The organism is Shouchella hunanensis (genome assembly GCF_028735875.1).
In the GTDB taxonomy this organism is placed as follows: Bacteria; Bacillota; Bacilli; order Bacillales; family Bacillaceae_D; genus Shouchella; species Shouchella hunanensis.
The window spans coordinates 3,804,444-3,830,988 of record NZ_CP117834.1 but is presented as its reverse complement, the minus strand read 5'-3'; the positions used below and the strand labels follow the sequence as shown (position 1 = coordinate 3,830,988).

Annotated in this window: 26 protein-coding genes; 21 read left to right on the top strand and 5 right to left on the bottom strand. The window is 40.0% G+C overall.

The genetic code is table 11. The features are described from left to right. Window positions 1-91: 91 nt before the first annotated feature. Both PQ477_RS19645 and PQ477_RS19640 read left to right on the top strand, forming a co-directional pair. Window positions 92-1,843, top strand: coding sequence for an ABC transporter transmembrane domain-containing protein (locus PQ477_RS19645; protein ID WP_144559137.1), 1,752 nt, complete (start codon window positions 92-94; stop codon window positions 1,841-1,843). Then, window positions 1,843-3,624 carry an ABC transporter ATP-binding protein gene (locus PQ477_RS19640; protein ID WP_274272738.1) on the top strand — a complete coding sequence of 594 codons (1,782 nt, stop codon included), beginning with the start codon at window positions 1,843-1,845 and terminating at the stop codon, window positions 3,622-3,624. The genes PQ477_RS19645 and PQ477_RS19640 overlap by 1 nt, the downstream gene beginning before the upstream one ends. A 31-nt stretch (window positions 3,625-3,655) precedes the next feature. On the opposite strand, the gene PQ477_RS19635 is transcribed toward PQ477_RS19640, so the two are convergent. Beyond that, window positions 3,656-4,144: a DUF2621 domain-containing protein gene (locus PQ477_RS19635; RefSeq protein ID WP_052008192.1), complete on the bottom strand. Its 489-nt coding sequence runs from the start codon at window positions 4,142-4,144 to the stop codon at window positions 3,656-3,658. 80 nt (window positions 4,145-4,224) lie between these two features. Here PQ477_RS19635 and PQ477_RS19630 point away from each other — a divergent pair, with 80 nt between their 5' ends. Further along, window positions 4,225-4,632, top strand: a complete 408-nt coding sequence (locus tag PQ477_RS19630; RefSeq protein WP_274272737.1) for a hypothetical protein — start codon at window positions 4,225-4,227, stop codon at window positions 4,630-4,632. A 31-nt stretch (window positions 4,633-4,663) separates the two neighbouring features. On the opposite strand, the gene PQ477_RS19625 is transcribed toward PQ477_RS19630, so the two are convergent. After that, entirely contained in the window at window positions 4,664-4,753 is a 90-nt protein-coding gene (locus PQ477_RS19625) for a YjcZ family sporulation protein (RefSeq protein ID WP_035397209.1), read from the bottom strand. A gap of 68 nt (window positions 4,754-4,821) precedes the next feature. Then, window positions 4,822-4,950: a small acid-soluble spore protein P gene (locus tag PQ477_RS19620; RefSeq protein WP_078440101.1), complete on the bottom strand. Its 129-nt coding sequence runs from the start codon at window positions 4,948-4,950 to the stop codon at window positions 4,822-4,824. 213 nt (window positions 4,951-5,163) lie between these two features. Between PQ477_RS19620 and acnA the strand changes: the two genes are divergently transcribed. The 13 genes from acnA to PQ477_RS19555 all read left to right on the top strand — a co-directional run bounded on the left by acnA (window position 5,164) and on the right by PQ477_RS19555 (window position 21,724). Beyond that, entirely contained in the window at window positions 5,164-7,881 is a 2,718-nt protein-coding gene (gene acnA, locus PQ477_RS19615; protein WP_144559135.1) for an aconitate hydratase AcnA, read from the top strand. 151 nt (window positions 7,882-8,032) lie between these two features. Beyond that, on the top strand, window positions 8,033-11,302 hold the full coding sequence (locus PQ477_RS19610; RefSeq protein ID WP_274272736.1) for an efflux RND transporter permease subunit: 3,270 nt from the start codon (window positions 8,033-8,035) through the stop codon (window positions 11,300-11,302). Window positions 11,303-11,640: 338 nt separating this feature from the next. Then, window positions 11,641-11,769, top strand: coding sequence for an FbpB family small basic protein (locus PQ477_RS19605; RefSeq protein ID WP_081762353.1), 129 nt, complete (start codon window positions 11,641-11,643; stop codon window positions 11,767-11,769). Window positions 11,770-11,823: 54 nt separating this feature from the next. Next, a complete protein-coding gene (locus PQ477_RS19600; protein WP_035397213.1) occupies window positions 11,824-11,961 on the top strand; it encodes an acid-soluble spore protein N in 138 nt (45 codons plus the stop codon). Between the two features lie 105 nt (window positions 11,962-12,066). After that, window positions 12,067-13,692 carry a copper resistance D family protein gene (locus PQ477_RS19595; RefSeq protein ID WP_274272735.1) on the top strand — a complete coding sequence of 542 codons (1,626 nt, stop codon included), beginning with the start codon at window positions 12,067-12,069 and terminating at the stop codon, window positions 13,690-13,692. A 10-nt stretch (window positions 13,693-13,702) separates the two neighbouring features. Then, entirely contained in the window at window positions 13,703-15,910 is a 2,208-nt protein-coding gene (locus tag PQ477_RS19590; RefSeq protein ID WP_274272734.1) for an AAA family ATPase, read from the top strand. Window positions 15,911-16,020: 110 nt separating this feature from the next. Further along, the gene (locus tag PQ477_RS19585; RefSeq protein WP_274272733.1) at window positions 16,021-16,446 is read left to right on the top strand and encodes an acyl-CoA thioesterase; all 426 of its coding nucleotides are present in this window, start codon (window positions 16,021-16,023) and stop codon (window positions 16,444-16,446) included. A 314-nt stretch (window positions 16,447-16,760) separates the two neighbouring features. Then, the gene (gene nadE / locus PQ477_RS19580; RefSeq protein WP_274273601.1) at window positions 16,761-17,588 is read left to right on the top strand and encodes an NAD(+) synthase; all 828 of its coding nucleotides are present in this window, start codon (window positions 16,761-16,763) and stop codon (window positions 17,586-17,588) included. A 101-nt stretch (window positions 17,589-17,689) separates the two neighbouring features. Continuing rightward, window positions 17,690-18,157: a DUF4352 domain-containing protein gene (locus tag PQ477_RS19575; protein WP_035397219.1), complete on the top strand. Its 468-nt coding sequence runs from the start codon at window positions 17,690-17,692 to the stop codon at window positions 18,155-18,157. Window positions 18,158-18,325: 168 nt separating this feature from the next. Continuing rightward, on the top strand, window positions 18,326-19,240 hold the full coding sequence (metA, locus tag PQ477_RS19570; RefSeq protein WP_274272732.1) for a homoserine O-acetyltransferase MetA: 915 nt from the start codon (window positions 18,326-18,328) through the stop codon (window positions 19,238-19,240). Between the two features lie 51 nt (window positions 19,241-19,291). Then, entirely contained in the window at window positions 19,292-20,143 is an 852-nt protein-coding gene (locus tag PQ477_RS19565) for an alpha/beta fold hydrolase (protein WP_274272731.1), read from the top strand. Window positions 20,144-20,176: 33 nt separating this feature from the next. Continuing rightward, a complete protein-coding gene (locus tag PQ477_RS19560) occupies window positions 20,177-21,403 on the top strand; it encodes an EAL domain-containing protein (RefSeq protein ID WP_144559129.1) in 1,227 nt (408 codons plus the stop codon). A 9-nt stretch (window positions 21,404-21,412) separates the two neighbouring features. Then, window positions 21,413-21,724, top strand: a complete 312-nt coding sequence (locus tag PQ477_RS19555; protein ID WP_081762356.1) for an iron-sulfur cluster biosynthesis family protein — start codon at window positions 21,413-21,415, stop codon at window positions 21,722-21,724. A 36-nt stretch (window positions 21,725-21,760) separates the two neighbouring features. Here PQ477_RS19555 and PQ477_RS19550 read toward each other — a convergent pair whose 3' ends face one another. Further along, window positions 21,761-22,051: a YppG family protein gene (locus PQ477_RS19550; RefSeq protein ID WP_035397227.1), complete on the bottom strand. Its 291-nt coding sequence runs from the start codon at window positions 22,049-22,051 to the stop codon at window positions 21,761-21,763. A gap of 15 nt (window positions 22,052-22,066) precedes the next feature. Further along, the gene (locus PQ477_RS19545; RefSeq protein ID WP_035397229.1) at window positions 22,067-22,486 is read right to left on the bottom strand and encodes an Hsp20/alpha crystallin family protein; all 420 of its coding nucleotides are present in this window, start codon (window positions 22,484-22,486) and stop codon (window positions 22,067-22,069) included. A 74-nt stretch (window positions 22,487-22,560) separates the two neighbouring features. Here PQ477_RS19545 and PQ477_RS19540 point away from each other — a divergent pair, with 74 nt between their 5' ends. The 5 genes from PQ477_RS19540 to msrA all read left to right on the top strand — a co-directional run bounded on the left by PQ477_RS19540 (window position 22,561) and on the right by msrA (window position 26,528). Beyond that, on the top strand, window positions 22,561-23,511 hold the full coding sequence (locus tag PQ477_RS19540; protein WP_274272730.1) for a dipeptidase: 951 nt from the start codon (window positions 22,561-22,563) through the stop codon (window positions 23,509-23,511). Window positions 23,512-23,598: 87 nt separating this feature from the next. Beyond that, window positions 23,599-24,468 carry a chemotaxis protein CheV gene (locus PQ477_RS19535; RefSeq protein ID WP_144559127.1) on the top strand — a complete coding sequence of 290 codons (870 nt, stop codon included), beginning with the start codon at window positions 23,599-23,601 and terminating at the stop codon, window positions 24,466-24,468. Between the two features lie 334 nt (window positions 24,469-24,802). Further along, complete coding sequence (locus PQ477_RS19530; protein WP_035397233.1) at window positions 24,803-25,099, top strand: HesB/YadR/YfhF family protein; 297 nt, start codon at window positions 24,803-24,805, stop codon at window positions 25,097-25,099. A gap of 26 nt (window positions 25,100-25,125) precedes the next feature. Continuing rightward, entirely contained in the window at window positions 25,126-26,010 is an 885-nt protein-coding gene (gene uvsE, locus PQ477_RS19525) for a UV DNA damage repair endonuclease UvsE (protein ID WP_274272729.1), read from the top strand. Then, window positions 26,007-26,528: a peptide-methionine (S)-S-oxide reductase MsrA gene (gene msrA, locus PQ477_RS19520; RefSeq protein WP_144559125.1), complete on the top strand. Its 522-nt coding sequence runs from the start codon at window positions 26,007-26,009 to the stop codon at window positions 26,526-26,528. The genes uvsE and msrA overlap by 4 nt, the downstream gene beginning before the upstream one ends. Window positions 26,529-26,545 lie beyond the last annotated feature (17 nt).

Here is a 26,545-nt window from a genome sequence, read left to right as displayed (position 1 = left end):
AAAAGGGCAATGCGGGTTCAATAGAAGAATAGACATTATTTATTCATTTTTTCGAAAAATAATTAGACAACGAGAGTAATGGGGGAAGGCTATGCGTGTTTTTTTAGATTTAAGCTGGTTTTTTAAGAAACATTGGAAAGCATATTTATTTGGGACGCTTGTTTTAGCACTCGTTTCATTTTTGTCGCTTATTCCTCCAAGGGTTATTGGTGAAGTAGTCGATTTAATTGACACAGATACGCTTACACAATCGCAATTATTCCGATACGTTGGGTTTATTATGGGCATCGGTCTGTTGTTATACATTCTTCGCTTCTTATGGCGAGTACTCATCTTTGGTGCGGCTTTTAAGTTGGCAAGACAAATCCGAAATGATCTTTATCGTCATTTTACTAACATGCCAAAGTCATTTTATCATAAGCGAACTACTGGAAATTTAATGGCGATTTCCACAAATGATGTTCGAGCTGTTCAAGCAACAGCTGGAGAAGGGGTGCTAACGATTGTTGATGCCCTGTTACTAGGAGGAATGGTGGTTGCGACGATGGCGTTGACCCTTAATTGGCAACTAACGCTGATTACATTAGTGCCACTTCCATTAATGGCCATTTTAACGAGCTATTATGGATCACTTTTACATAAACGCTTTGGCAGTGCACAAGCAGCATTTAGTGTTTTAAATGATACGGTTCAAGAAAATATTAGTGGAATGAAAGTAACAAAAGCATTCGGACAAGAAGAAGAAGAAAATCGCCGCTTTCGTCAGCAATCAGCAATGGTTGTGGAACAGAATGTAAAAGTAGCAAAAGTCGATGCGTTGTTTGATCCGACCATTAGCGCAGTCATTGGAACATGTTATTTACTGGCAATTGGTTTTGGAGCAGGTTTTGTCGTATCGGGTGATATGACCATTGGAGAACTAACGTCATTTGTCGTTTATCTTGGCTTGTTGATTTGGCCAATGCTTGCGTTAGGAATGTTTTTTAACGTCATTGAACGAGGAAGAGCGTCTTACGATCGAATTCGTGAAGTATTGCGAGAAGAGTCGGAGCTTAAAGAAGTCGATCATGCAGTTGAAGCACCGATTGTAGGCGATTTAGATGTTGCTATTGATACGTTTTGTTATTCTGATGATGGACCGCCAGTGTTAAGAAATGTACACTTCTCCTTGAAGAAAGGTGAAACACTTGGCATTGTTGGGAAAACCGGTAGTGGTAAAACAACCTTACTCTCGCTTTTACAGCGGGAGATGGATGTTACGAAGGGGACTATACGTCTAGATTCCGTGCCCATTGACCAGTTTAAACGAGAACGTGTGAAAGCGGCATTTGGCATTGTACCACAAGAACACTTTCTTTTCTCGGCGACAATAGGAGAGAATGTTGCATTTGCAAAGCCTGATGCCTCGATACAAGAAATTATTCGAGCCTGCCAGCTTGCAAGTATTCACGATGACATACGCCGTTTTCCGAATGGGTACGACACAGTTGTTGGAGAACGAGGTGTAACGCTCTCAGGTGGTCAAAAACAGCGAATCTCTATTGCTCGTGCGATACTGAGCAATCCTGCCATACTCATTTTAGATGACTCCTTATCTGCTGTAGATGCGAAAACAGAAGAGCAAATTTTAGGAGCCCTTCGAGAAACAAAAACCGAGCAAACACTTATTATGAGTGCTCACCGATTAAGTGCTGTTAGCCATGCTTCACTCATTTTAGTGATGGAAGAGGGGACTATAGCTCAAGCAGGGACTCATGCAGAATTGATGGCCGAAGGTGGATGGTACAAAGAGATGTATGAGCGTCAGCAGCTTGAGACGATAGTGGAGCAGGGAGGTTCATAATGAAACATACCGATGAGATATTAACTGGAAAAGAGCAACGCGCGATTTTTATACGCTTGCTCGGCTATGCCAAGATTCATTTTAAGAAACTATTGCTTGCTTTCTTTATTATGCTCATAGCTGCAGGAGCGGAATTAGTGCAACCTATTTTGATAGCACGCTTTATTGATGACTATTTAACGCCTCAAGAATTTCCGACAGACGTTCTTGTGATGCTTGCGTCATTTTATATTGGTTTACTGGTTATTGCGGTTATCTGCCAATATGTCCAAAGTATCTTATTTCAAAAGATTGCTTTGCGAATTGTGCAAGCGTTACGTGTTGATGTTTTTAAAAATGTTCAAAAGCTTGGGTTATCGTTTTTTGATCGAATGCCTGGAGGCGGCCTTGTTTCGAGGATTACGAACGACACCGAGTCCATTAAAGAGCTTTATGTCAGTGTGCTAGCGGTATTTGTTCAAAATGGAATGTTTATGATCGGAACATTCGTTGCTATGTTTTACTTAAATGCAACCCTGGCCCTTTATTGTTTAATCTTTTTACCTTTACTTTTAGTTGTCATTCGTTTATATCGGTCTATAAGTTCTCGCTTTTATGAGCATGTTAGCGCAAAAGTGAGTGAAATTAATGCGAAAATGAGTGAGTCCGTTCAAGGTATGGCGATTATTCAAGTGTTTCGCCAAGAAAAGCGAATGCGCAAAGAGTTTGGACGAACGAATGAGGAGCATTATCAAGCTGGAATGAAAGCGATGAAAGCAGATGCCCTTTTACTGCGTCCCATTGTCGATATTCTTAGTTTAATTGCTATTTCAATTGTGCTTATTTATTTTGGCTTTCAATCATTTATTGGTCCGGTTGAGCTTGGTGTGCTGTATGCATTTATTAATTATCTTGATCGCTTTTTCGAACCAGTTAATCAAATTATGCAACGCTTATCCATTTTTCAACAAGCCATTGTGTCAGCAGGACGTGTTTTTCGCTTAATGGATCAGCGTGAGTACGCACCGACAAAAACGGGAACAGAAACGCCCACAATTGAAAAAGGAACGATTGAGTTTAACAATGTTACTTTTTCTTATGATGGTTCTACCCAAGTGTTAACTAATATTTCGTTCAAAGCGGAAAAAGGGCAGACTGTTGCATTAGTCGGTCATACTGGAAGTGGGAAAAGCTCAATTATTAACCTTTTAATGCGGTTTTATCCACTCATGGAGGGCTCCATAACAATTGATGGCAAACCTTTACAAGCTTTTAGTGAAGAAGAGTTCCGATCGAAAGTGGGACTTGTGTTGCAAGATTCCTTTTTGTATAGCGGAACAGTCGCTAGCAATGTCACCTTAGGCAGAGATGGATACGAGCGAGGGGAAATAGAGGCGGCATGCGCTTTTGTTGGTGCAGATACGTTTATCCAGGATCTTGAACAAGGTTATGACGCAAAAGTAACTGAGCGTGGCGCAACGTTTTCAAGTGGAGAAAAACAGCTGCTTTCTTTTGCGCGAACGATGCTAGCTGACCCGGCTATTTTAGTGCTTGATGAAGCAACAGCAAGTGTTGATACGGAAACAGAGGAATCGATTCAGCAAGCGTTAGAAAAAATGCAGCAAAATCGAACGACGATTGCGATCGCACACCGCCTATCAACGATTAAACATGCGGACCAAATTCTTGTGCTGCACCAAGGAGAGATTGTTGAACGAGGCAATCATGAACAACTATTAAAACGCCAAGGCTTGTATCATAAAATGTATTTATTACAGGCAAGAGAAAACGTGACAGCATAGAAGAAAAAAGGCGCATGTCTATGCGCCTTTTTTAGCTGGATTGTTTTCGTTCAACGGCCTCTTGGAGCTCTCTTTTGCTTCTGGCTTTTGATTGGCGGTCAAGTAAATGTTCATAGGGTGTTAAATCAATATCTTTTTGTTTTAATTTCTTAATTAAAAAACGGTGATCTTTTTTAGGTGTTGCTAAAATATATCCACGAATAATCGTATCTAATGTAAGAGTAGTTGCCTGTTCATTTAAGGCGATCTCACTAATTTTACCGGCGATTTTCTCTTTAGCCACGTCACGAAAGAGTTCAGGTACTGGTTCTACAAGTTCATTTAACAATTGTCTCTGTTCATCTTTCCATAGAGGTAAAGCCTTGTTTATGTAGTATTCTTGCCAGTCTAAGATTGATTTTCCGTCTTCTTTTGGCATTCGCTTAAGGAATTTTCTAAACATGAAGAACCCACCGATAAACATTAGCCCGAGCAAGATAAAGGTCCATAAGACAATCACGTTCATAAACCAGTCACTCATCGTCACCCCTCCTTTTCGCTTGTTCTTTGCTGTTACTTTAGCATAAAATGGGGTGTGTTGCTATGGAGGGGGAGAAAAACGTGTCTCAAATTGTTCTTTTTGCGACGCATATGTTTACATCAATCGTGTTATTTTTATGTATTCCGTTGCCGTTTTTGTATTATGCGGCGAGACTGGATGACGGGGAACGCTTCAAGGCGAGGCTGATAAAGAGTTACCGTGTCATTCTTGTTATTGCCCATGTAGGGTTACTGCTTTTAATCGCTACAGGTATCCCGCTGTTGTTCGACTGGGCATCGTGGTGGACATGGGGAGTCATTATCGTAACGCTAATCATTGGAGCTAGCTTAGGAATAACTAGTAAGTGTCTGCGCTTAATTAACAATGGTGACTTGGACTATGAGCAACCATTTCGAAAGGCGAGTCTTCTTTTGGCTATTAGCATCGGAGCGATGTTTTTGTTGAAATATAGCCGTTATTTTATGTAAAGAAAAAAAGGACTGCGATGCAGTCCTTTTTTTAGAACCAGCTTGCTCCGACAATTACTAAAAGAATAAAAAGAACAACAATTAAAGCAAAACCGCCGCCTGTTCCGAATCCACCGCTCATTGTGTAACCTCCTTTTTATCAAGGTATGATTACAGTCTATGCAGCGGCTCTAAAAAGGTTTGGGCGAGTTAGCCTTCTCCGTTCGTTTGGCTTACATGGTTTGCTTTTTTTGTTTTATGAGAACCGCTTTGTTTCTGTGGTTGGTTGCTGTCTGGATGCTGTGGCTGGTTGCGTCGAGCTTTCGAATTTCCCTTCATTTTCCTCACCTCGCTTTTCTTTTTTTAGTATGTGAAACGTTTTTTTTCTTATCCTTTTTAAAAAATGTCGAAAAAAGATTTAAACTTTCGTCAACTTTTGCTATTCTAATGAAGGGCAATTATATCGCTTACATTAAAAGCGCTTACTCAAGTGCGTTCCTTAGACAAGAAAGGAACAATGCGATATGATGAAGTTGATAAGGAGGGTCTTAGATGTCAAAAAACTTAGATGTGTTTAAAGCGCGGTCTTCTTTTGAGTCAAACGGAAAAACGTATCATTACTATGCATTAGATGCGTTAGAGAAAGCAGGTTATGGGAACGTTAATAGGCTACCATATTCTGTGAAGGTGTTATTAGAATCAGTGTTACGTCAGTATGATGATTATGTGATTAAAAAAGAGCATGTTGAAAATTTAGCAAAGTGGGGAACACCTGAACAAAAAGAAATTGATGTTCCTTTCAAACCTTCTCGTGTTATTCTACAAGATTTCACAGGAGTACCAGCTGTAGTTGATTTAGCAGCGTTAAGAAAAGCGATGGCTGATCTTGGCGGTGACCCAGATCAAATTAACCCTGAAATCCCTGTTGATCTTGTCATTGACCACTCTGTACAAGTAGATAAATTCGGTACAGATGATTCATTGCTTTATAACATGAATCGTGAGTTTGAACGAAATGGCGAGCGATACGAATTTTTAAGCTGGGCAAAGAAAGCGTTTGATAATTATAATGCGGTTCCTCCAGCAACAGGTATCGTACACCAAGTAAACTTGGAGTACATAGCAAACGTCGTTCATGCAGTTGAGAAAGATGGCGAATGGTTAACGTTCCCTGATTCACTTGTAGGAACAGATTCTCATACAACGATGATTAACGGTCTTGGCGTTCTAGGATGGGGCGTTGGTGGTATTGAAGCGGAAGCAGGAATGCTCGGACAACCATCTTACTTCCCAGTACCAGAAGTCATTGGCTTGAAATTCACGGGTTCTTTACCAAGTGGAACAACAGCTACAGACGTAGCGTTGAAAGTAACCCAAGTCCTTCGTCAAAAGAACGTTGTTGGAAAATTCGTTGAGTATTTCGGACCAGGCTTAGCAGATATGCCACTTGCTGATCGTGCAACGATTTCAAACATGGCTCCTGAGTATGGCGCAACATGTGGATTCTTCCCAGTTGATGAAGAAGCTATGAACTATATGCGTTTAACAGGGCGTTCTGAAGAACAAATTGATTTGGTTCGTGCTTACTGTCAAGCGAACGGACTATGGTATGTTCCTGGTGAAACACCAGATCCAACGTATACAGATGTTGTTGAAGTCGATTTATCGCAAATTCATGCAAATCTTTCTGGACCAAAACGACCGCAAGATTTAATTGAACTACCAAAAATGCAAAAATCCTTCCAAGATGCTGTTGTTGCACCTCAAGGGAATCAAGGTCTTGGCCTTGACCAGTCAGAATTTAATAAAACGGTTGATGTAACGTACAAAGATGGTCGTACAACTACAATGAAAACGGGCGCTGTAGCCATCGCTGCTATTACAAGCTGTACAAATACATCAAATCCATATGTACTTGTGGCAGCAGGTCTTGTTGCGAAAAAAGCAAGTGAATTAGGCCTTCAAGTACCTGAATACGTGAAAACATCACTTGCACCAGGTTCAAAAGTTGTTACAGGCTATTTAAATGATTCTGGCTTAATGCCTTACTTGGAGGATCTTGGATTCCATCTTGTTGGGTATGGCTGTACAACATGTATCGGAAACTCTGGACCACTAGAGGATGAAATTGAAGAAGCGATTTCGAGTAACGACTTAACTGTTACGTCTGTACTATCTGGTAACCGTAACTTTGAAGGACGTATTCATCCCCTTGTGAAAGCAAACTACTTAGCATCACCACCACTTGTAGTAGCCTATGCACTAGCAGGGACCGTTAACGTTGATTTATTAAACGATCCAATTTCTACAGATAAAGACGGTAAGCCTGTTTACTTTAAAGATATTTGGCCATCAACAGAAGAAGTGCGTACAATTGTTGATCAAACGGTTACTCCTGAGTTATTCCGTCGTGAATACCAAGATGTCTTTACAAGTAACGAGCGATGGAATCAAATTAATACAACTGATGACGCCCTGTACAAGTGGGATGACGAGTCAACATATATTGCAAATCCACCATTCTTTGAAGGGTTAGCAAAAGATCCAGAAGCTGTGAAGCCGCTTTCTGATCTACGCGTAATTGGTAAGTTTGGCGATTCTGTTACGACAGATCACATTTCTCCTGCTGGAGCGATTGGTAAGAACACACCAGCCGGTAAGTTCTTAATGGAAAAAGGTGTAGAGCCGAGAGATTTCAACTCATATGGTTCTCGTCGTGGTAATCATGACGTCATGATGAGAGGAACGTTTGCGAATATCCGTATTCGTAACCAAATCGCTCCAGGAACAGAAGGTGGATTTACAACATTCTGGCCAACAGAAGAAGTGATGTCCATCTATGATGCGGCAATGAAGTATAAAGAGAATGGAACAGGTCTTGTTGTTCTCGCTGGTCAAGATTACGGGATGGGATCTTCTCGTGACTGGGCTGCAAAAGGAACAAATTTACTAGGCATTAAAACGGTTATCGCTGAAAGTTATGAGCGTATTCACCGTTCAAACCTTGTATTAATGGGTGTTTTACCTCTTCAATTCAAAGCCGGTGAAAATGCAGAATCTCTTGGTTTAACAGGCAGAGAAAGCATTTCAGTTGCAATTGATGATACAGTAAAACCGCGTGATTACGTTACGGTAACTGCTGTAGCTGAAGATGGCACAAAAACTGAATTTGAAGCGCTCGTTCGTTTTGATAGTGATGTTGATGTTGATTACTATCGTCACGGTGGAATTCTGCAAATGGTTCTACGTGATAAGCTTCAACCAGCTTAAACAAGTTAGAAGAACTTGCTTGATCGTCTCAAGCAAGTTTTTTCTTTTGGCTAAATAGTTTAGGGGTCTAAATTGTTTTTGCTTGATTTTTAACCGTTGAATTGTGTAAGGTGTGTATAGATAAAAGACATGACATGATGGAGGAACCAACGTGACAAATTTTTCAATTCGCAGGCCCGTGTTTACCATTGTCGGAATGATTTTCTTTATTATAATGGGGATTGTTTCACTTACACGGTTGCCGTTGCAGCTGCTACCAGAGATTAACCCGCCTGTTGCAGCAATTGCTACAAGCTATCCGAACGTAAATCCTCAAGAAGTTCAGGATCAAGTAACCATTCCAATTGAAAATCGAATGGCAAGTATTTCAGGTTTACAAAACATGACGTCAAATTCTCAAGAAGGATCTTCCATTATCTTACTTGAATTTGATTGGAGTTCGTCCATTGAAGATGTAGAATTAGACATTATTAATGCTCTTAGGCAAATTGATTTACCTGACGGTGCTGGAGAACCAAGCTTTTTAAAGTTTGATCCGTCCATGTTTCCAATGATGCAGCTAGCAGTCACGTCCAATGACGAGATTGAAGCGTTTCAAGATGATGTGCTTGATTTAGAGCAAGAAATTCTTCAAGTTCCTGGAGTTGCTAGTGTAAACGAGTCAGGTACTATTAGTGAAATCGTTTCGATTGAACTCGACCAGGAAGATATGATTGATGCAGGTGTCACGCAGGATACAGTTGTGAATGCCTTACAAGCAAACCAAATTACCATGCCTGGTGGCACTGTTGAGCAAGAAGACTTCAGTTTAACTACAAGAATTATTCATGAACTAACCAGTATTGAAGACATTGAAGAATTGGTGGTTGGTGTAAATCCAGAAACTGGTGATGACATTACGCTAACGAGTATTGCAAATGTTGAAATCAGTTCAGAAGAGTTAGAAACGTTAACTCGAGCTAATCAAGAACCGGCTATTAGCTTATCAATTATGCAGGAGTCAAGTGCGAATACAACACAAACATCTAATGATGTAAACGAACGTTTAAGTGAACTGCAAGACGATGCTGATTACGAAGACTTAGATGTTGTTGTGCTCTATGATGAAGGTGACTTTATTAATTCAGCAATCCAAAGTGTTGCTACCGCATTAATTATTGGTGGCGTACTCGCTATGGTTGTGTTGTTCTTCTTCTTACGGAACCTTAAAACGCCTCTTATAATTGGTTTGGCGATACCATTCTCAGTTATTGTTACATTTGCCTTTATGTATTTCTTAGATATTGGCTTAAACATTATGACATTAGGTGGTCTCGCTCTTGGTATTGGTTTAGTTGTCGATAATGCGATTGTTGTTATTGAAAACATTTATCGTCATTTGGCAAAAGGAAAAGATCCGAAGCAAGCAGCTTCTGATGGGACAAAAGAAGTAATGGCTGCGATCTTTGCATCAACGTTAACGACTATTTCTGTTTTTCTTCCAATTGTCTTTATTAGTGGGATTGTTGGAAACTTGTTTAGAGAATTGGCGTTGACCGTTTCATTTAGTTTATTATCATCCTTTATTGTTGCGATTACCGTTGTACCAATGATTGCAAGCCGTGTACTAAAACCATCTCAAGCAAATGATGAGGTGAAAAGACGCGAATCCAGAACGATGCGTAGATTAGAAAAAATGACCCATTGGTCTCTTGGCCACCGAAAAACGGTTATTGCTAGTACGTTTGGGTTGCTTCTTATCGGTGGAGTTGGTTTAAGTACGGTTGGACTAGAATTAATTCCAGAAAGCGACCAAGGCTCGTTTACTGTCGACGTTGAAATGGAAACAGGAACAAGTTTGACCCGAACGACAGAAGCAGTTGAGGCAATTGAAAATGTACTCGCCGATTATCAAGAAGTAAATGATTATGTAAGTGTAATCGGTTCAAGTGATCAGCCTGGTCAATCTGGAGGATCGCATACTGCTCAAATTACAGTGGCGATGATTCCATTAGAAGATCGCTCCGTCTCTACAGCAGAATTTATTGAATCAATTGAACGAGATCTTGAGCGCGCTGATGATGATGCAGACGTTCGTGCCTTTACACAGACAGCTGCTTTAAGTGGAGAAGCAAATACGGTTCCATTTACTGTAACCCACTCTGATCGTAACGCATTATACGATACGGTCTACGAACTTGAAGAAGAGTTAATGGACTCGTCTCTCGTTCGAGAAGTGCAGCTGAGTATTGAAGATCAAGTGCCAGAAATTGTCGTTGATGTGAATGCGGAAGATGCTCGAGCAGTAGGGCTAACACCAGCTGAAATTGCGGGCCAAGTTAATAGTGCTACACGCGGTGAAACGGCGATGCTCATCCAGCTGACAAGTGATGAGACATCACAAACGTATGAAGTGCATGTTGGTCTCGCGCCAGAATACACGGAAACGATAAATGAACTTGAGAATTTACAAATTGTCTCTCAAGAAGGAACAACCATTTCGTTAAATGAAGTAGCAGAGGTAACAGAAGGTGAATCACCGGCTTCCATCCAACGAGCGGATCAAACAGAAGCAGTCGAGGTAACGGTTGGTTACACAACAGAAGCAAACCTAAGTGACGTCTCAACGTTAATTGAAGACTCAATTGCTGAAATTGAATTTCCGGAAGGTGCTAGCTACTCTTTTGGAGGCGAACAAGAAATTCTTGAAGATGCCATTGGAAGTATGATTTTAGCCCTTGTTCTCGCAATCATTTTCATTTATTTGATAATGGCTGCGCAATTTGAGTCGTTTAAACTACCGTTTATCATGTTAATGACTGTTCCTCTTGTCTTAATTGGTGTTACCCTTGCTTTAACACTTACGCAAACAGCGATAGGTGTAACAACGTTTATTGGGATTATCATTTTAGTGGGTGTTGTAACGAACAACGGAATTGTCATGCTTGATTTTGTCAATCAGCAGAAGCAAAAAGGGATGTCGACGTATAACGCTTTAGTTGAATCTGTTCAGCTACGAACACGACCAATTGTAATGACCTCCTTGACCGCTATTTTAGGAATGGTGCCAATTGCGTTTGGCTATGGCGAAGGGGCAGAATTACAACAGCCAATGGCGATTGCAGTTATTGGTGGGTTAATAAGTAGTACGGCACTAACGTTAATCTTTATTCCGGTTCTTTACAGTTTGTTTGACAAAGAAACACGTTCTAAAAATCGTACACCACGAATGGTGACAATTGATGGAGAGTATTACGAAGTCGATGAAAACAATCGAGTTGTTAAAGCATTGCCTGAAGGTGAAGGGCAAAATGACTCAAACGAAACAAGTGAACGCGAGCAACAAAACGCGGAATCTAAAAATGAATTAAGTCGAGACGATATCGTTGAATTACTTGATTCCATTGTTTCAAGAACAAAAAAAGACGACGATAAAAAATAACGATTGTGTACGAATGAAATCGACTTCCCGTGTAGTGAACAAAAGGACATGCTCACTGCTGACGGGGAGTCTTTTTATGTGTACAAAAGGGTCTTATAAATGTTGATTGTGTGTTTGAGCGCAAATCCATTCAAGCAATTGCTTTTCTTTATCTATAAGTGGTCTTTGAAGTGTTTCTTCTATCTCTAAAGACAGTTGTTCTAAGTCAATCACATGATTCACCCCTTTCATTACATGCTATGTGCAAAATTTGTTGAATATTCATCTTTTTACATCGAAAGAAGGTTTAAAACGTTTCTAAAGGTGTAATACTGTATATAAAAACGAGGTGATTGAGAATGAGAAGAGTTGGAAGATTACCGTTTGATCAGCTAGTAAAGCAGAACAAAGAACGATTAATTCAAGATCAGGCTGAAGTAAATCGTTTGGAAGAACGATTTGAACAAAAGCATGCATTGCCAAAATAAACTAATGTAAAAAATCCTCTTCTGTGAAAGACTAGATACAAGGGGGGATGTTTTGTGAGTGAAAAAAACCGATTTGCCCAATTTACTCCAGACCATTTAGGAACACAGCCGCGAAAGTCTAACCGAAATAATGGAAAGAAAGTCGCGACGAAATCAAATCGTCAGCCAGATTATATTCCTCCTAAAGGATAAAACCGTCGAGATCTCGACGGTTTTTTGTCGATTTAGTAAAAAGTAACTAGAATAGCCCTCTGCCTGTTAAAATAAAAGTGGAATCGTTTAATAGGGGAGAATAATATGACTGAAATGATCTTAAATGCGCTTATGTATACAAGCCTTGCATTGTTGGCAGGGTTATTACTTATTCAAATGGTGCCAAAAGGGAGAGGTGTGGAAGGGACGCTTCACCCATGGTTTTTACTTAGCGTTATACTTGCTATTCCGCTTCTACAGTTTGGAAACGTCCTCGTACTTGGTTCAACATATGCGACGTTTTTTGATACGTCGCTTTTAGACGGGACACTGACGGCGATGGGAGAACATATTTTAGGAACTAGTTTTTTACTCGTTCTTCTGTTTTCAAGCGCACAGTTGGTGTTATTCGTTTTAACTAAAAAATGGAATCGATACGTTGTTATAAGTTTGCAGCTACTTTTTTTTCTAGGCATTATTGTAGCAGTGAGTTTATCCAGTCATAGTGCGTCTTTAACAGAAGGGTATGTAACAGGGGCATTATCGAACGGGATTCATTTATTGGCGATGTCACTCTGGGCGGGTCCGTTATTTATCGTCAGCCTATATGGGGCACGGTTAGAAGACGGTCAGAAATTTCATCAATGGTTTTCCGCACTTGCCGTGTTTAGTTTGCTGCTCGTATCAACGAGTGGGTTTGTCATGATGGGAGAAATCGCACCTGAATATGTGAATAGTTGGATGCTGACATATGGTCAGCTGTTACTCATTAAGAACATCCTCATTTTCCCACTTTTACTTTTCGGGTTTCGTCACCTTGTTACCCTTAGTGGGAAAGGAGTTTCATTATCTATGCGTGAACGCCAACGCTCGTTTCGTGCCGAATCTCTTTTTGTTTTAGCTGTTTTTATTGTTACAGCGTGGTTAACGGAAACGGAACCACCTCATAATGTGTTACGAACTCTGCAAAACGAACCATTTAATCCTGTAATGCAATTTTTCTTAAATGAACCATTGATTGAGAATCAACTAATTGCATTTTCGCCTTCCCTTTGGTCAGGCTTATTGCTAGGTTTTTCCGTAATAGTCTTTTTCTTTGGTCTCTTTGTTGCTTGGAGATGGAGACAAACAACGTATAGTGTAGGAGCAGCGATCTTATTTGTGAGCGCATTTTATCTAGGTTTAATGACTAGTACAGCTCCAGGTGAAATCCCTGTTAATTTAACTGTCCATGATTCTGTAGAAGAGGCAATTGCAGTCAATCGAGAAGGGGCTGAACTTACGATTTTAACAACGTGGCCAATAGATGAAGATTCATTTGCCGTTATTTTTCAAGAAAATGAACGCCATCTTGTTGCGGAACGATTAAAAAAGGAGCCTGACGGGTATCGGAAATATTTAGATGCTGAAGTGGAGCTAGAGAATGGCTTTCTAACAGGTGGTGAACAATTTATGGATACCTTCATGTTCATAGAAAATGAATGGGTGGATGTTGAAACGATTAGTACGTACGTGACCCTTGGCTATGTCACAGAAGATATTGAACGAGTACGTATCCAATTTTCAAATGAATCGGTTGAAGTTCCTGTTGATGATCACGTATTCTTTTATGTACAGAGCATGAATGGGACATTGGAAGAGCCTCATCAGTACGAATTACTTGATGAAGATGGACAAAAGGTTCGGGTGATAGAAAAACGCCAATTCGTACATGAAGGGCATGTCCATTAGGAGGAATGACATGGCGACAACAAATGAGAAATTAGCAGAAGAAGCACAACTTTGGCGAAAACGACTAGAAAATATAGAGGATGAAAACAACCGAAATGAACTAGCTAAACTTGTTTCGTTGCGGTTTGAACGTAAGCAAGAAATGGATTTATTTACAGAGAAATGGAAACAGGAATTAGAGGATGATGGCTCCTTTAACAAGTTTTTAGACGAGCTGACGCAAAAACAGCTGCTCGTTTCTTGGGCTCAAGACGAAAGGATTCGTCGTTCATGGCCCCAGCTTAGAGAAACAGATCAAGCCCGAGTGAAAAAACAAAAAGTGGAGCAGGTCAATACGCGAAGTCAAGACTGGATTGCTCAAGTAGAAGGGAAGGAAGCCTCTCTTGCAAAAAAACATGGCGAGATGCTATTAAACAATATAAAAGAGTTAAATGACAGTAGTCAGCAATTGTTAGCGAGTTTTCAAGGAAATTATTATTCAAAAAGTCAGTTTGCCCAATTAAAGAAGCAACTTGATAGTGTGAATGAGCTACAAGACAAAGTGAACAAAGAGATGGATGAAGCTCTAGGAGAGAAGCAGACATCAGCATTGGCTCAGCTGGAAGAAATGATTGGTTTGACTGATGTGAAAAGTCGAGTCAAAAAGCTTTATGCTTTTTTGAAATACCAAAAGAATCGGGAAGAAATAGGTCTGTCTTCCAACGATCTGTTAAACCTGAATATGGTTGTAACAGGGAATCCAGGTACTGGTAAAACGTCCATTGCACGTTTACTCGCTTCGATTTACTACGAATTAGGAATGCTTGAAAAACCGACCGTGTATGAAGTGGACCGTGCTTCTCTTGTTGCAGGCTACGTAGGTCAAACAGAAGAGCAAACGATGGCAGCTATTGAGCGAGCGGTAGGTGGTGTGTTATTTATCGATGAGGCATACAGCTTAAAACGTGAGGGTCAGTCAGGAAACGATTATGGTCAAGCCGTTATTGATACACTTGTATCAGCTATGACCAGCGAAACGTATGCAGGAAAATTTGCTGTTATTTTAGCAGGCTATCCGCAAGAGATGCGAGGGTTTATTCGTGCTAACCCTGGTCTAGCAAGTCGATTTCCTGAGCAAAATCATATTGATTTGCCGAATTATACGGAATCAGAACTCTTACAAATTGCTGAAAAAAAAGCGCTTGATGTTGATTTTGTGTTCACAAATGCTGCTCTACAAAAAGTGAAAGCAGAAATAGAGCGATTGGAAATCGATCAGTCGTTTGGGAATGCACGTGTTGTTGAAGATATAGTCAAAAAAGCAATATTTGAAAAAGGATCTCAAGGTTATCATACAACAGAGCGGGACTTTGTTTTAATCGAGGAGCAACATGTGCAAACAAAGCAACCCTCGAAAACAGGACAAGCGCTACAAAAGCTTAATCAACTCGTTGGTCTTGAACAGGTAAAAGCAGAGTTGAATAAATTGACTTCTTTCGCAAAAGTAAAAGAATCGCGTAGGCGCATGAATTTACCTGTACCGCCGATGCCGCTCCATACTGTATTTAGTGGACCGCCAGGAACAGGTAAAACAACTGTTGCCACTCTTTATGCGGAAGCTTTAAATGAGATTGGGTTATTAAAACGGGGTCATCTTGTTACGGTTTCTAGAAGTGATTTAGTAGGAGGATATGTTGGTCAAACAGCCATTAAAACAAGTCAAGTCATTCAAGATGCATTAGGCGGAGTTCTCTTTATTGATGAAGCCTATGCACTTGCTCAAGGCGGAGAGAATGATTTTGGCAAGGAAGCGATTACGATGTTAACCCAAGCGATGACAGAACATGAGGAAAACCTCGTCCTTATATTTGCTGGCTATCAAAATGAAATTCAAACGTTACTGAACAGTAACCCTGGTTTGCGCTCACGTATTCGAAAAGAAATCGAATTTCGTCCATATACATCGAGCCAATTGGCAGACATGTTAAAGCAAAAGTTAACTGCATATGGATATACTTGGTCAGACGAAGCGTTCGACGCAATAGAAAATCATTTATCAAAAACAACGATCTCAGGGAATGGTCGCTATATTGACTGGTTTTTCGAGGAGATCATTCAAGCGCATGCCTTGCGAACGACAGAGGAGACAGATATAGCGCTTACCATTGAATTAAAAGATGTTACGCAGTTTATGGATTCAACGAAAGTGAATGATGACCCTGAAAAGTCACTTTCTTAAAAGCACACTTGCTTCTTTTTTAAGAGGTCATTGTGCTATACTATGAGTGAATACCAAGTGTTAGGACAAGGTATAAAAAGCGACGAAAGTGAGAAAGGTGAGGATAGGCAGTGCCACATTTGGTTAGCAAAATTATCACGCCCCAATACGCGGATACCGACATGATGGGTGTTGTTTATCACGCAAACTACATTAAGTTTTTTGAACTAGGAAGAACCACTTTTATACAAGAAGCTGGCTATAGTTATGTTGAAATGGAGCGAGCTGGGTATTACGCACCTGTATATGATGTTTATGCAACGTATAAAAAGCCTCTCGTCTATGGAGATGAAGCAACTATTACAACGTGGCTATCCCTAAATGATGGCGTTAAAACGATTTACCAATATGAAATTAAAAATCAGCATGATGATGTATGTGTGACGGGTTATACAACCCACGTTATTGTGAAAAAGGATACTTTTAAGCCAGTTCCGTTTAAGCGAGCATTCCCTGAATGGTATGAAACGTATAACCGTCTAATGGAGGAGCGTTAATGGCGTTTGGAATTAACCGACGTGATTTGACAAAGTGGAAACAGGAAGCTAGAAATGGTAAAATTGCTTTTATCACGCACTATTGGTACGATGCGCGTTTTCCAAATGCGAACACTGTAACAAAAGTGGCTTGTGAAGATCGAGAGAAACTAATTCATTGGGGAAAGCAATATGGCTTAAAGAAAGAGTGGATTCATCAGCGAGATGAACTTTCCCACTTTGATTTATTAGGGGAGACGCAAGAAGCCATTTTGCAGAGCGAAGGGTTATTAACACAGCTTTCTCAATTCAACAAACGGATGGAGTGTGCACAAATGGACGTTAACCAAGATCGTATTCGAAAAGACTTATTCTCAAAAGAGACCATTGATCCAACAGAAGAGATTCGAAAACGAGTTGAATTCCTTAAATCATACGCAATCAAAACGGGAACAAAAGGCTATGTGCTTGGCATATCTGGAGGTCAAGACTCGACTCTTGCAGCAAAACTTGCGCAACTAGCAGTAACGGAACTACGAGAAGAGGAACAAGACGAAAGCTATCAATTTTATGCAGTTCGCTTGCCTTATGGAGAGCAGCATGATGAAGATGATGCCCAGCTTGCTCTTTCTTATATTGAAGCAGATCAAGTTCTAACAGTGAATATAAAAGGTGCTGTTGAAGCATCGGTTGAAGCTTTTCAAGCAGCGACACAGTCTCAATTATCAACATTCTTAAAGGGAAATACAAAAGCTCGAGAACGAATGAAAGTGCAGTTTGACCTAGCGGCTCATTACCGTGCTCTTGTTATTGGAACGGATCACGCAGCAGAGGCTGTAACGGGCTTCTTTACTAAATTTGGTGATGGCGCGTGTGATGTTGCACCTCTGTTTGGTTTAACGAAGCGCCAAGGAAAGCAGTTACTTGAAACATTAGCAGCACCAGAATCGCTTTATACGAAAGTCCCGACGGCTGACTTGGAAGATGACAAGCCTGGTTTACCAGATGAAGAAGCATTAGGCATTTCATATGAGCAAATTGATGATTACTTGGAAGGAAAGGAAGTAGACCAAGAGATCGCTCAAAAAATAGAGTCACGCTATGCTATGACAGAACATAAACGACAAACACCAGTCACGATCTATGATCATTGGTGGGAGTAATAAGTCTTATTTACTCTTTTACTAAACATATGTATGATTAACCAGTTCCGAGCATAGGGTAGAGAAAGAAATTTGTACATATGTTAAGGAGAGGGAACGTAATGAAAGGCAAAATCCTTGTATTATTAAGCTTACTTGCATGCTTACTCATCATTTTAGTCGTAACGTTAGGTGTGACGAACGATTCAACTGAACCAACGGCATCCGATCATCAGGATGAATCGGAAACGCAGGAATTAAATGGAGTGTACGTTACACTTAATGGTGTTAGTGTTTCGGAACATAGCGATACAGAGCAACTAGTGAAAGTAGATTTAACAGCAGAGAACACGAGAGAATCTAGTATTAGCTTCCTGCCGATCAATCTTACGTTAGTCGATGAAGAGCATTATGCATATAGTCATGCTGAGCGTATTGAAACAAAAGGAATTATTGGTGGACAATTAGAAAGCGGGCGCTCTGTTTCCGGAGAAATTGCATTTATCGTTCCAAAGAATACAGCGCTTGAGTTTGTTTACAGTGATCACTTTCGTGGTGGACAACTAGTGTTTCCACTGGAACTCGAGTAAAGCAAGTACGACTAGGCAAGATTGAAATAGGAGGCAAAGCAAAAAAGCGCACATGCGCTTTTTTGCTTGTTTTTCTTTTTTAACAAGCGCATTTGTTGAAATTAGAAAATTCTTACGGTAAGATTAATGAAAAATCGAAATGATGGGTTCGTTTAGGAGAGACGTTTTATGCCAATTAAAATTCCTGATCACTTACCAGCAAAGGAGAAGTTGTTAAAAGAAAATATCTTTGTGATGGATGAATCACGTGCCTATCAACAAGATATTCGACCTCTGAAGATATGTATTTTAAACTTAATGCCGACGAAGCAAGAGACGGAGACACAATTGATTCGCCTGCTTGGAAATACGCCACTACAAATAGATGTATCCCTTTTACATCCAAGTAGTCACCAGCCAAAAAATACGTCAAAAGAACATTTACAACAATTTTATAAAACGATTAGTGAAATTAAATCGCTAAAATTTGATGGCATGATTATTACGGGTGCACCTGTAGAGACTTTGCCTTTTAATGATGTCCACTACTGGGACGAGATGAAGTCAATCTTGGATTGGACGACGACAAATGTGACATCAACTCTTCACATTTGTTGGGGAGCACAAGCAGCTCTTTACCATCATTACCAAATTCGGAAGCGTCCATTAAATACAAAACTGTTTGGCATTTATAATCATACGGTGAACGTCCCAAACGTTAATTTACTTCGTGGTTTTGACGATTATTTTCTTGCTCCTCATTCTCGTCATACGACGATCCACCGACAAGATATAGAGGAAATATCAGAATTGGAAGTGCTAAGCTCATCGGATGAAGCCGGTGTTTATATCGCTTCTTCGAAAGATGGAAAACGTATTTTTGTAATGGGACATGCTGAATATGATGCACATACGTTGAAGAAAGAATACGAACGAGACATCAAGCAAGGTGGGGCATGTCAAATGCCAATTAATTACTTTCCAAATGAAAACCCTGAAGCGTTACCACCTCTTCAGTGGAGAGCGCATTCGAACTTGCTATTTTCAAATTGGTTAAATTATTATGTATACCAAGAAACACCTTACCATTTAGACGAATCTTAACGTTTTGATTTACCAATTCTCGTACATCCTAAGCGTACGGGAGTGATCAACATGTCAAAACGTAAACCAGATCAAGCGTCTTATTTGCACATTCATGAAGCGAGCATCTATTATGAATGGTTTAAAAGCATAAAGCCAAAAAAAGGAACCTTGTTACTGATTCACGGAATTTTCGCTTCAGTCACATGTTTTTACCGTGTTATTCCAGCCTTGCGTGAAGAGTATGATCTTATTTGCTGTGACTTGCCAGGCTTCGGTCGCAGTTCGAAAGGAAATGGATCCGTTTATTCATTTTCCGCTTATGCGGATCAGCTTGGGGAATTAATGACCCAACTACATGTAGATTCGTTTCACGTACTCGGGCATTCGATGGGTGGTCAAATTGCCCTTTACCTCGCTTACCGTCAGCCCGACAGAGTGATAAGTATTTCGTTACTTGCGAGTTCTGGCTATTTAAAGCCGGTAAAGAAACCATTTCAAGTTGCTACATATTTTCCTTTAATAGAAAAAAGTTTAAACTGGGTCATGCACTATCGGAAACCTCAAGTGCGACTCTTTTTGCAAGACGCTGTTTACAATAAACGGTGCTTATCCGCGGATATGATTGCCAATTATGAAGGGCCGCTTTCAGATCCATTATTTATAAATGGTTTAATCCAATTAACTCGGCAGCGGGAAGGGGATTTGTCGCAAGCGCAGCTTCATCAGATTCACCAACCAGTGCTCATTCTTTCGGGGGTGGAAGATCCACTTATCTCCATTGAAACAAGCTATGCCCTTCATCGTGATCTTCATAATAGCCGTATACATGTTATTAAGCAATGCGGTCATTTACTTTTAGAAGAAAAGCCAAAGCAAGTGAATAAGAGAGTTAAGCATTTCTTACTCTCCGTTCATCATTAAAAACACTTACTTTCATAAAAAGGAGGCGATCTTGTGGACCCTCTTGATATTATGATGAATAAAGACCATGTGGTTCCTTATTTCTTACCTATCATTAGTGCAGACACACAGAAAATTATTGGTTACGAAGTGGAGGCATACTGGGTTGAAAACGATAAACCGATGAACGTAACTTGGTTTTTCGATGATCATGACATTCCAAGAGAGTATCGAATTGAAATGGAAGATCACTTGCAAGCCAGAGCATTTGATACACTGGAAGCGCAATTCCATACAGAAGAGCCTTTGACATTATTCTTTCATTACAATAGCAAACTACTAGAAGTTGATAATGGAGAAACGTTACTAGCGCGATTAACGAAAATGAAAGATAAGGGAATGTCTTTACACCAAATCGTTGTGATTATTGGGTTTGATCGCTCTTTAGAAGAACTAATTGATGTAAAGCATACGATTATGTACATTCAAAGCTTAGGCATCCAAATTGCCCTTGATGCTGAAGATACCACCACCTCACAGTTAGAATTTATTAGTCAGATTCGTCCCAACGTCATCCGTGTAAGCTGTGGCTTTTTACAAGAAAATGCCTTGCCTAGTATGTATAGTGATATTCACCATTCGCTTTCATCATTGGCACGGAAAATTGGTTCAACGCTATTATTTAATGGGATTACGTCTTTCGCCCAACTTAACTATGCATGGCGAAATGGGGGACGTTACTACCAAGGCAGTTATTTGCAAAAAGCGGTTCCCTCTAATCCTAACGAGCCAATAGAGCAAGTTCAACTCATGAAAGACATGAATCATTTTATAGCATTCGAGCGAAAGAAAGTAGAAGCACAGTTGACATTATCAAATGAACTTACGTCGTCGTTAAAACAAGTGTTAAAAGGAATACCTCAAAACGAGTCTCTTGATGGAATGGTATTAACCATTGCAAACGCGTTAACGAATTACACATTCCGTGTTTATATTTGTAATGAAAACGGGTATCAAGAGTCAAGTAACGGTGAAAAAGACGAATGTGGCAATTGGTATTTACGGACGGAGAGCAAGGCGAAGAATTGGAGCTGGAGGCCATATTTTCTTGAAAACATTGTCCGAATGAATGTAGAGAAGAAAGGTATTTTATCGGATCTCTATACAGATATTGATAAAGACGAGCAGATTCGGACTTACTCATACCCATTGTCCGACGCGCTCTACATCTTTATTGACATTCCGTATCGTTATTTATTTGACCAAAACGACTTATTATGAGGTGAGAGAATGGAGATTAACCTAACCGATAAAGCAGCGGCGCACTTAAAAGAGAAGCAATTTTCTACAGTTCGAGTGGTGGCTCGAGACACATATGAATGCAGTACGATGATTGAATTTTACTTACAAGAGGGAGTCGAACAGAAAGGAGATCAGAAGAAAGAAATAGAGGGAATAACATTTCTTTATGATGCCAAGGCTGAAGAAGAGATTGGGCAGACCATTAAAATCGATTTTGTTCACGCTCAAGGATTAAAGTTACTCGCGCCAAGAGGCACACTTGCTTATGCTCAGAAAGTAAAACCTCAGGAAAAGCGCTAAACATCATTAGCTATAGAGGCAGGGAACTCCCTACCTCTATGGTTTAAAAAAGCGACCGACTTTGGACACGATCGGTGTCACCTGTTGAAAGGTTTTAACAAACTGATCAACAGAAGACGCGGTTCTGGAAATATCAAATCGTCCCTCTGAATTCGTGAATGGTGCTGACCACGCACTTCTTTTTTTCGGTTGCTGTCCTTGCCATTGTGAAGGATGAACTTGCTGTACACCATTGTATCTCGGCTGATGTTGAGGTGGTCTACCTCTTCTTACCTGATCGTGTGGTGGGTGCATCATGGTGTGGGGATGTCGTCTTTGTTGGAACATTATTTCTCCTCCTTTTTAATCAATCGAAATAGGTTTTTCATTCTTTTTAATCGTGATTGTAAGTTGACCGTTTGCATAGTGAGCATGGATATCGGCTTCGCTAAAGGAAAATGGTACTGGAACACTCCGCTCACGAATGGAAACAGATTGCTGCTCAGACAGCGTATGCCCTTTTTCATCCAAGGTCGCCACTTGTTCTTTCTCTTCAATTGTAATCATAAGTGATTGGTAATGGCTGCGCAGATGAATGGCGTTTTTTTCAATGCCAGGCAAATCAGCAATAATGGTGTATGCTTTAACTGATTCTTCTACTCTTACTGGAATAATCCTTTGCGTAAAGGGTCGTGGTAAATGGTTTAACGTTTGTTGGAAAAATTGATCAATAGAGCCTAATAAATTCGGTTGCTGTCGGTCTTTTGAAAACAAGTTTTTCATGTATAACCCTCCTAAAAGGCTAGCAACGAGTTCAGATGGTTTATCATATGTGTAAGAAAGGGAAAGGTGATACGATGAATGTAGTCGATACTCATTGTGATGCGCTATTGAAGCTTTGGAAACGCCCGTCTCTTTCATTTGTAAATGGGGAATTGGACACAAGCTTGACACGATTGAAAGCTGGACGGGTTAAAGTGCAATTTTTTGCGATATGGGTTCCGGATGAAGTGTCAGAAGAAAATAAATTTTCTGTTGTTCAACAGCAAATCAACCATTTCTATGAGCGGGTCTTAATTGAACCTCAAATGGTTCACCTTCGTTCTTTAAGAGACATTGACCTTTTAAAAGAAGGAGAGATTGGAGCTGTTCTTGCCCTTGAAGGAATGGACGCAGTTGGTCACGATATAGGAAAATTGCATTGGCTCTATGAACAAGGTGTCATTTCCATTGGACTCACTTGGAACGGGGTAAATGCGTGTGCCGATGGAATTGGTGAAAGAAGAGGAGCTGGACTAACCCGTTATGGAGAAGAAGTTGTTGCATTAAACAATCGTTATCAAGTAATAAATGATGTATCACATTTAAGTATCCAGGCATTTTGGGATGTTGTCGATCTCTCTCTCCTGACAATGGCAAGCCATTCGAATAGCTATGCTTGCTGTCCACACGATCGCAATTTGCGTAATGAACAACTAACCGCACTCATTCAAAAAGATGCTTTTATTGGGTTAGTGTTTTTTCCAAAGTTTGTAAAGGATGAAAAGGGTGCAACGATCAAAGACTTACTAACTCACATTGATCACATTGGTAGTTTAGGTGGTATCGCCCATATTGGCTTTGGCTCGGATTTTGATGGCATTCATTTTCATGTAAAAGGGCTCGAAAATGCAAGCAAGTATCCTGCGTTGCTAGAACAATTAAGCCGCTACTATAGTGATCACGATTTAAACGGCTTTTTTTATCGGAATTTCTATCAGAAAGTTGTCGATAAAATTGACCCTCTTACATTTGATTTACAAAAATAATGGAAAGCGTGAGCATGAGCTAAACACTTTCAGCCTAGTAACCGATATAAAACAGAGATGACTATATGAGTACGGAGGCTGAATACCGTGGCACAACCAATTTTTACAACCCAAGAAAATGTCTATGATCAAGAAATTCTTGTCTTTCTTTTAAATAACCAATGGTATGGGTTAAATGTATTAAAGGTGAAAGAAATTATTCGACCGATGACCATCCATATGTCTCCAAATCAAAACACGATGGTCGAGGGTATTATCCGTTTACGTGATCAAGCTGTTCCTGTGTTAAATACGTATCAGCTCCTTCAAATAGAGGAGGAGTCGGCTAATTATTTCATTATCATTGAGCACGGAGACAAAACATTCGCTTTAAAAGCAACAGATGTATCAAAAATTGAGCGAATTCAGTCAAAGGATATGCATATTCCGGATGCCCTATCACAAGAGAAAGATGCATTTGTTTCGAGCGTCGTAACATTTGATGAAGAGCATATTTTGTATCTTTTCGATGTGGAGCGCGTCATTCATGTTATTCATCCTACGCATTTTGAAGAAGACTTTATTGAAGAGTTTCGCTTGGAACGATCTCGTTTTTCATTACTCCTTATTGAAGATTCACCGACAATGCAATTAATTATCACTGAAGCACTTCGTGATGCTGGTTATGAGCAAATAACCATTTTTGCAAATGGAGAAGACGCGTGGCACTTCGTTGAGGAACAAGCAGAAACTGTTGATTTATGTATAACTGATATTGATGTTCCGCTTTTGAATGGATTTGATTTCACAAAAAAAGTACGCAGTTTGCCATTAGAACTACCGATTATTTCGTTTTCTTCTTTACATGCCCATGTGATGTTGGAAAAAGGAAAGCAAGTAGGCATTAATGAGCATGTTCAAAAGCCAGATATTAAGCAATTGCTACACACGCTGGATACATACTTAGTTAAACAATAAAAAGACTTATCATCATGCGGTAGCTCGTATGATCGATAAGTCTTTTTATTGTGATGGAAGAGTAGGCTCAGAACTAGACATCTTTTGACGTCTGTTTTTTGTAGTCTTCTACTTGTTTTTTTGTAATTAATTTTAGTTTTGAAAATAAATAAACATAAGCGGTTGTGTTTTGTTTAAGCATCTTTTCGTCTCCTTTTTTGCATACTATGCACAAGCATAATAAAAGTTGCACTAGGGAAAAAATAATGGTTTAAAGACACAATTGAACAAGATATTTGTATGGTCTTCATATTTACTGGTAAAATGAGAACTACAAAAAGGAGTGGGTGAAATCATGAATGTAGAAGTAACAAAACCAGCAATCAATTGGTTTAAGGAAGAATTTGGAGAAGAGACATCGCTAATTCCCATTCGCTTGTACGGGCGCTATGGTGGCTGTGGCTCATTACAGAGTGGCTTTTCACTTGGTATGAGTCAAACAGAACCTATGGAGCCAATGTTGCAAAAAGAAGTTGATGGCTTTTTGTTTTTTGTTGAGGAACAAGATCTATGGTATTTTAATGACCACTCAGTAAAAATAAAATATAGTAGAAAACATGATGAAATTGAGTTTGTTTACGATGAGGCGTAAAGCAAGCGTTTAAAGGAGTAGCTTAAATGAGATTTGGTTATGCGTGTTTGAACCTAACCCTTGAAACTAAAATGCGAACATGTCGTTTGCAAACAATGAGAAATGAAGGCATGGGTAAGATTAAAGAATTAACGATGCACAATTTGGATTTAGTTCAAGAGATGGTCAAATGGAATGAAGCAAATCACATTTCTTTTTTTCGCTTATCAAGTGAAATTATTCCGTTTGCAACACATCCTGAAATGGACTGGGTTTGGGATGAAGATGAGGACGTTTTGCAGCGATTAGAGGAAATCAAAACACTAGGGGAGAAAGGCAATATGCGTTTTTCCATGCACCCAGGGCAATTTACTGTACTGAATTCACCAAAGAAGCAAGTCGTAACAAATGCAGTGAATGATTTACTCTACCATGAGCGTTTCCTAAGCCTTGTTGGGGGAACCGATATCATTATTCATACTGGCGGTGCATATGGGGATAAGGAAAAAGCAAAAACAACATTTGCGAACACCTTTAACCAATTGCCTGCTGCCGTGCAAATGAAGATTCGACTGGAAAACGATGATAAGACGTATCACACAAGAGACGTACTCGACATTCACGAACAGTGTGGGGTCACCGTCGTGTTTGATATTCACCATGAGAGGTGCTTTCATACGAAAGAAGCTGACCTAAAGAATCTGTTTAAGGAAGTGTGTAAAACGTGGTCAATGAAGCCTAAGATTCACATTAGTTCTGGTCGCTCAGGCGAGGCAGACCCGAGACACACAGATTATATTCGGAGAGAGGATTTTGATTTACTTCTCCGTGTACTTGACGGTACCGATGTTGATGTCATGATTGAAGCAAAAGCGAAAGAAAAAGCGCTGCTCTCATTAAGAGAAAGCATTACGGAGGGAAACGAAACATGAAACAAGAGAGAGCAACATTTGCAGGCGGTTGTTTTTGGTGTATGGTTCAACCGTTTGATGAATTACCAGGCATACACTCCATTTTATCAGGGTATATGGGAGGGACCATTGATAACCCGACGTACGACCAAGTGAAAACAGGACAAACTGGGCACTTTGAGGTCGTTCAAATTACCTTCGATTCTGAGAAGTTTTCGTATGACCAATTATTGGAATTATACTGGCCGCAAATTGACCCGACAGATGATGGTGGTCAATTTCATGATCGGGGTAGTCAGTATCGAACGGCCATTTTTTATGAAAATGAGGACCAACGGATAAGAGCCGAGTCAACAAAGCAGAAGCTTCAAGAAAGTAATCGTTTCAAAAAGCCAATTGTCACAGAGATTTTACCAGCATCCACGTTTTATGTTGCCGAAGACGAGCACCAAGATTTTTACAAGAAGCAACCGAAACACTATAAACAAGATCGTGAAGAGAGTGGGAGAGATACGTTTATTCATTCTCACTGGAAGTAAGGATCAAGTGGATTTTG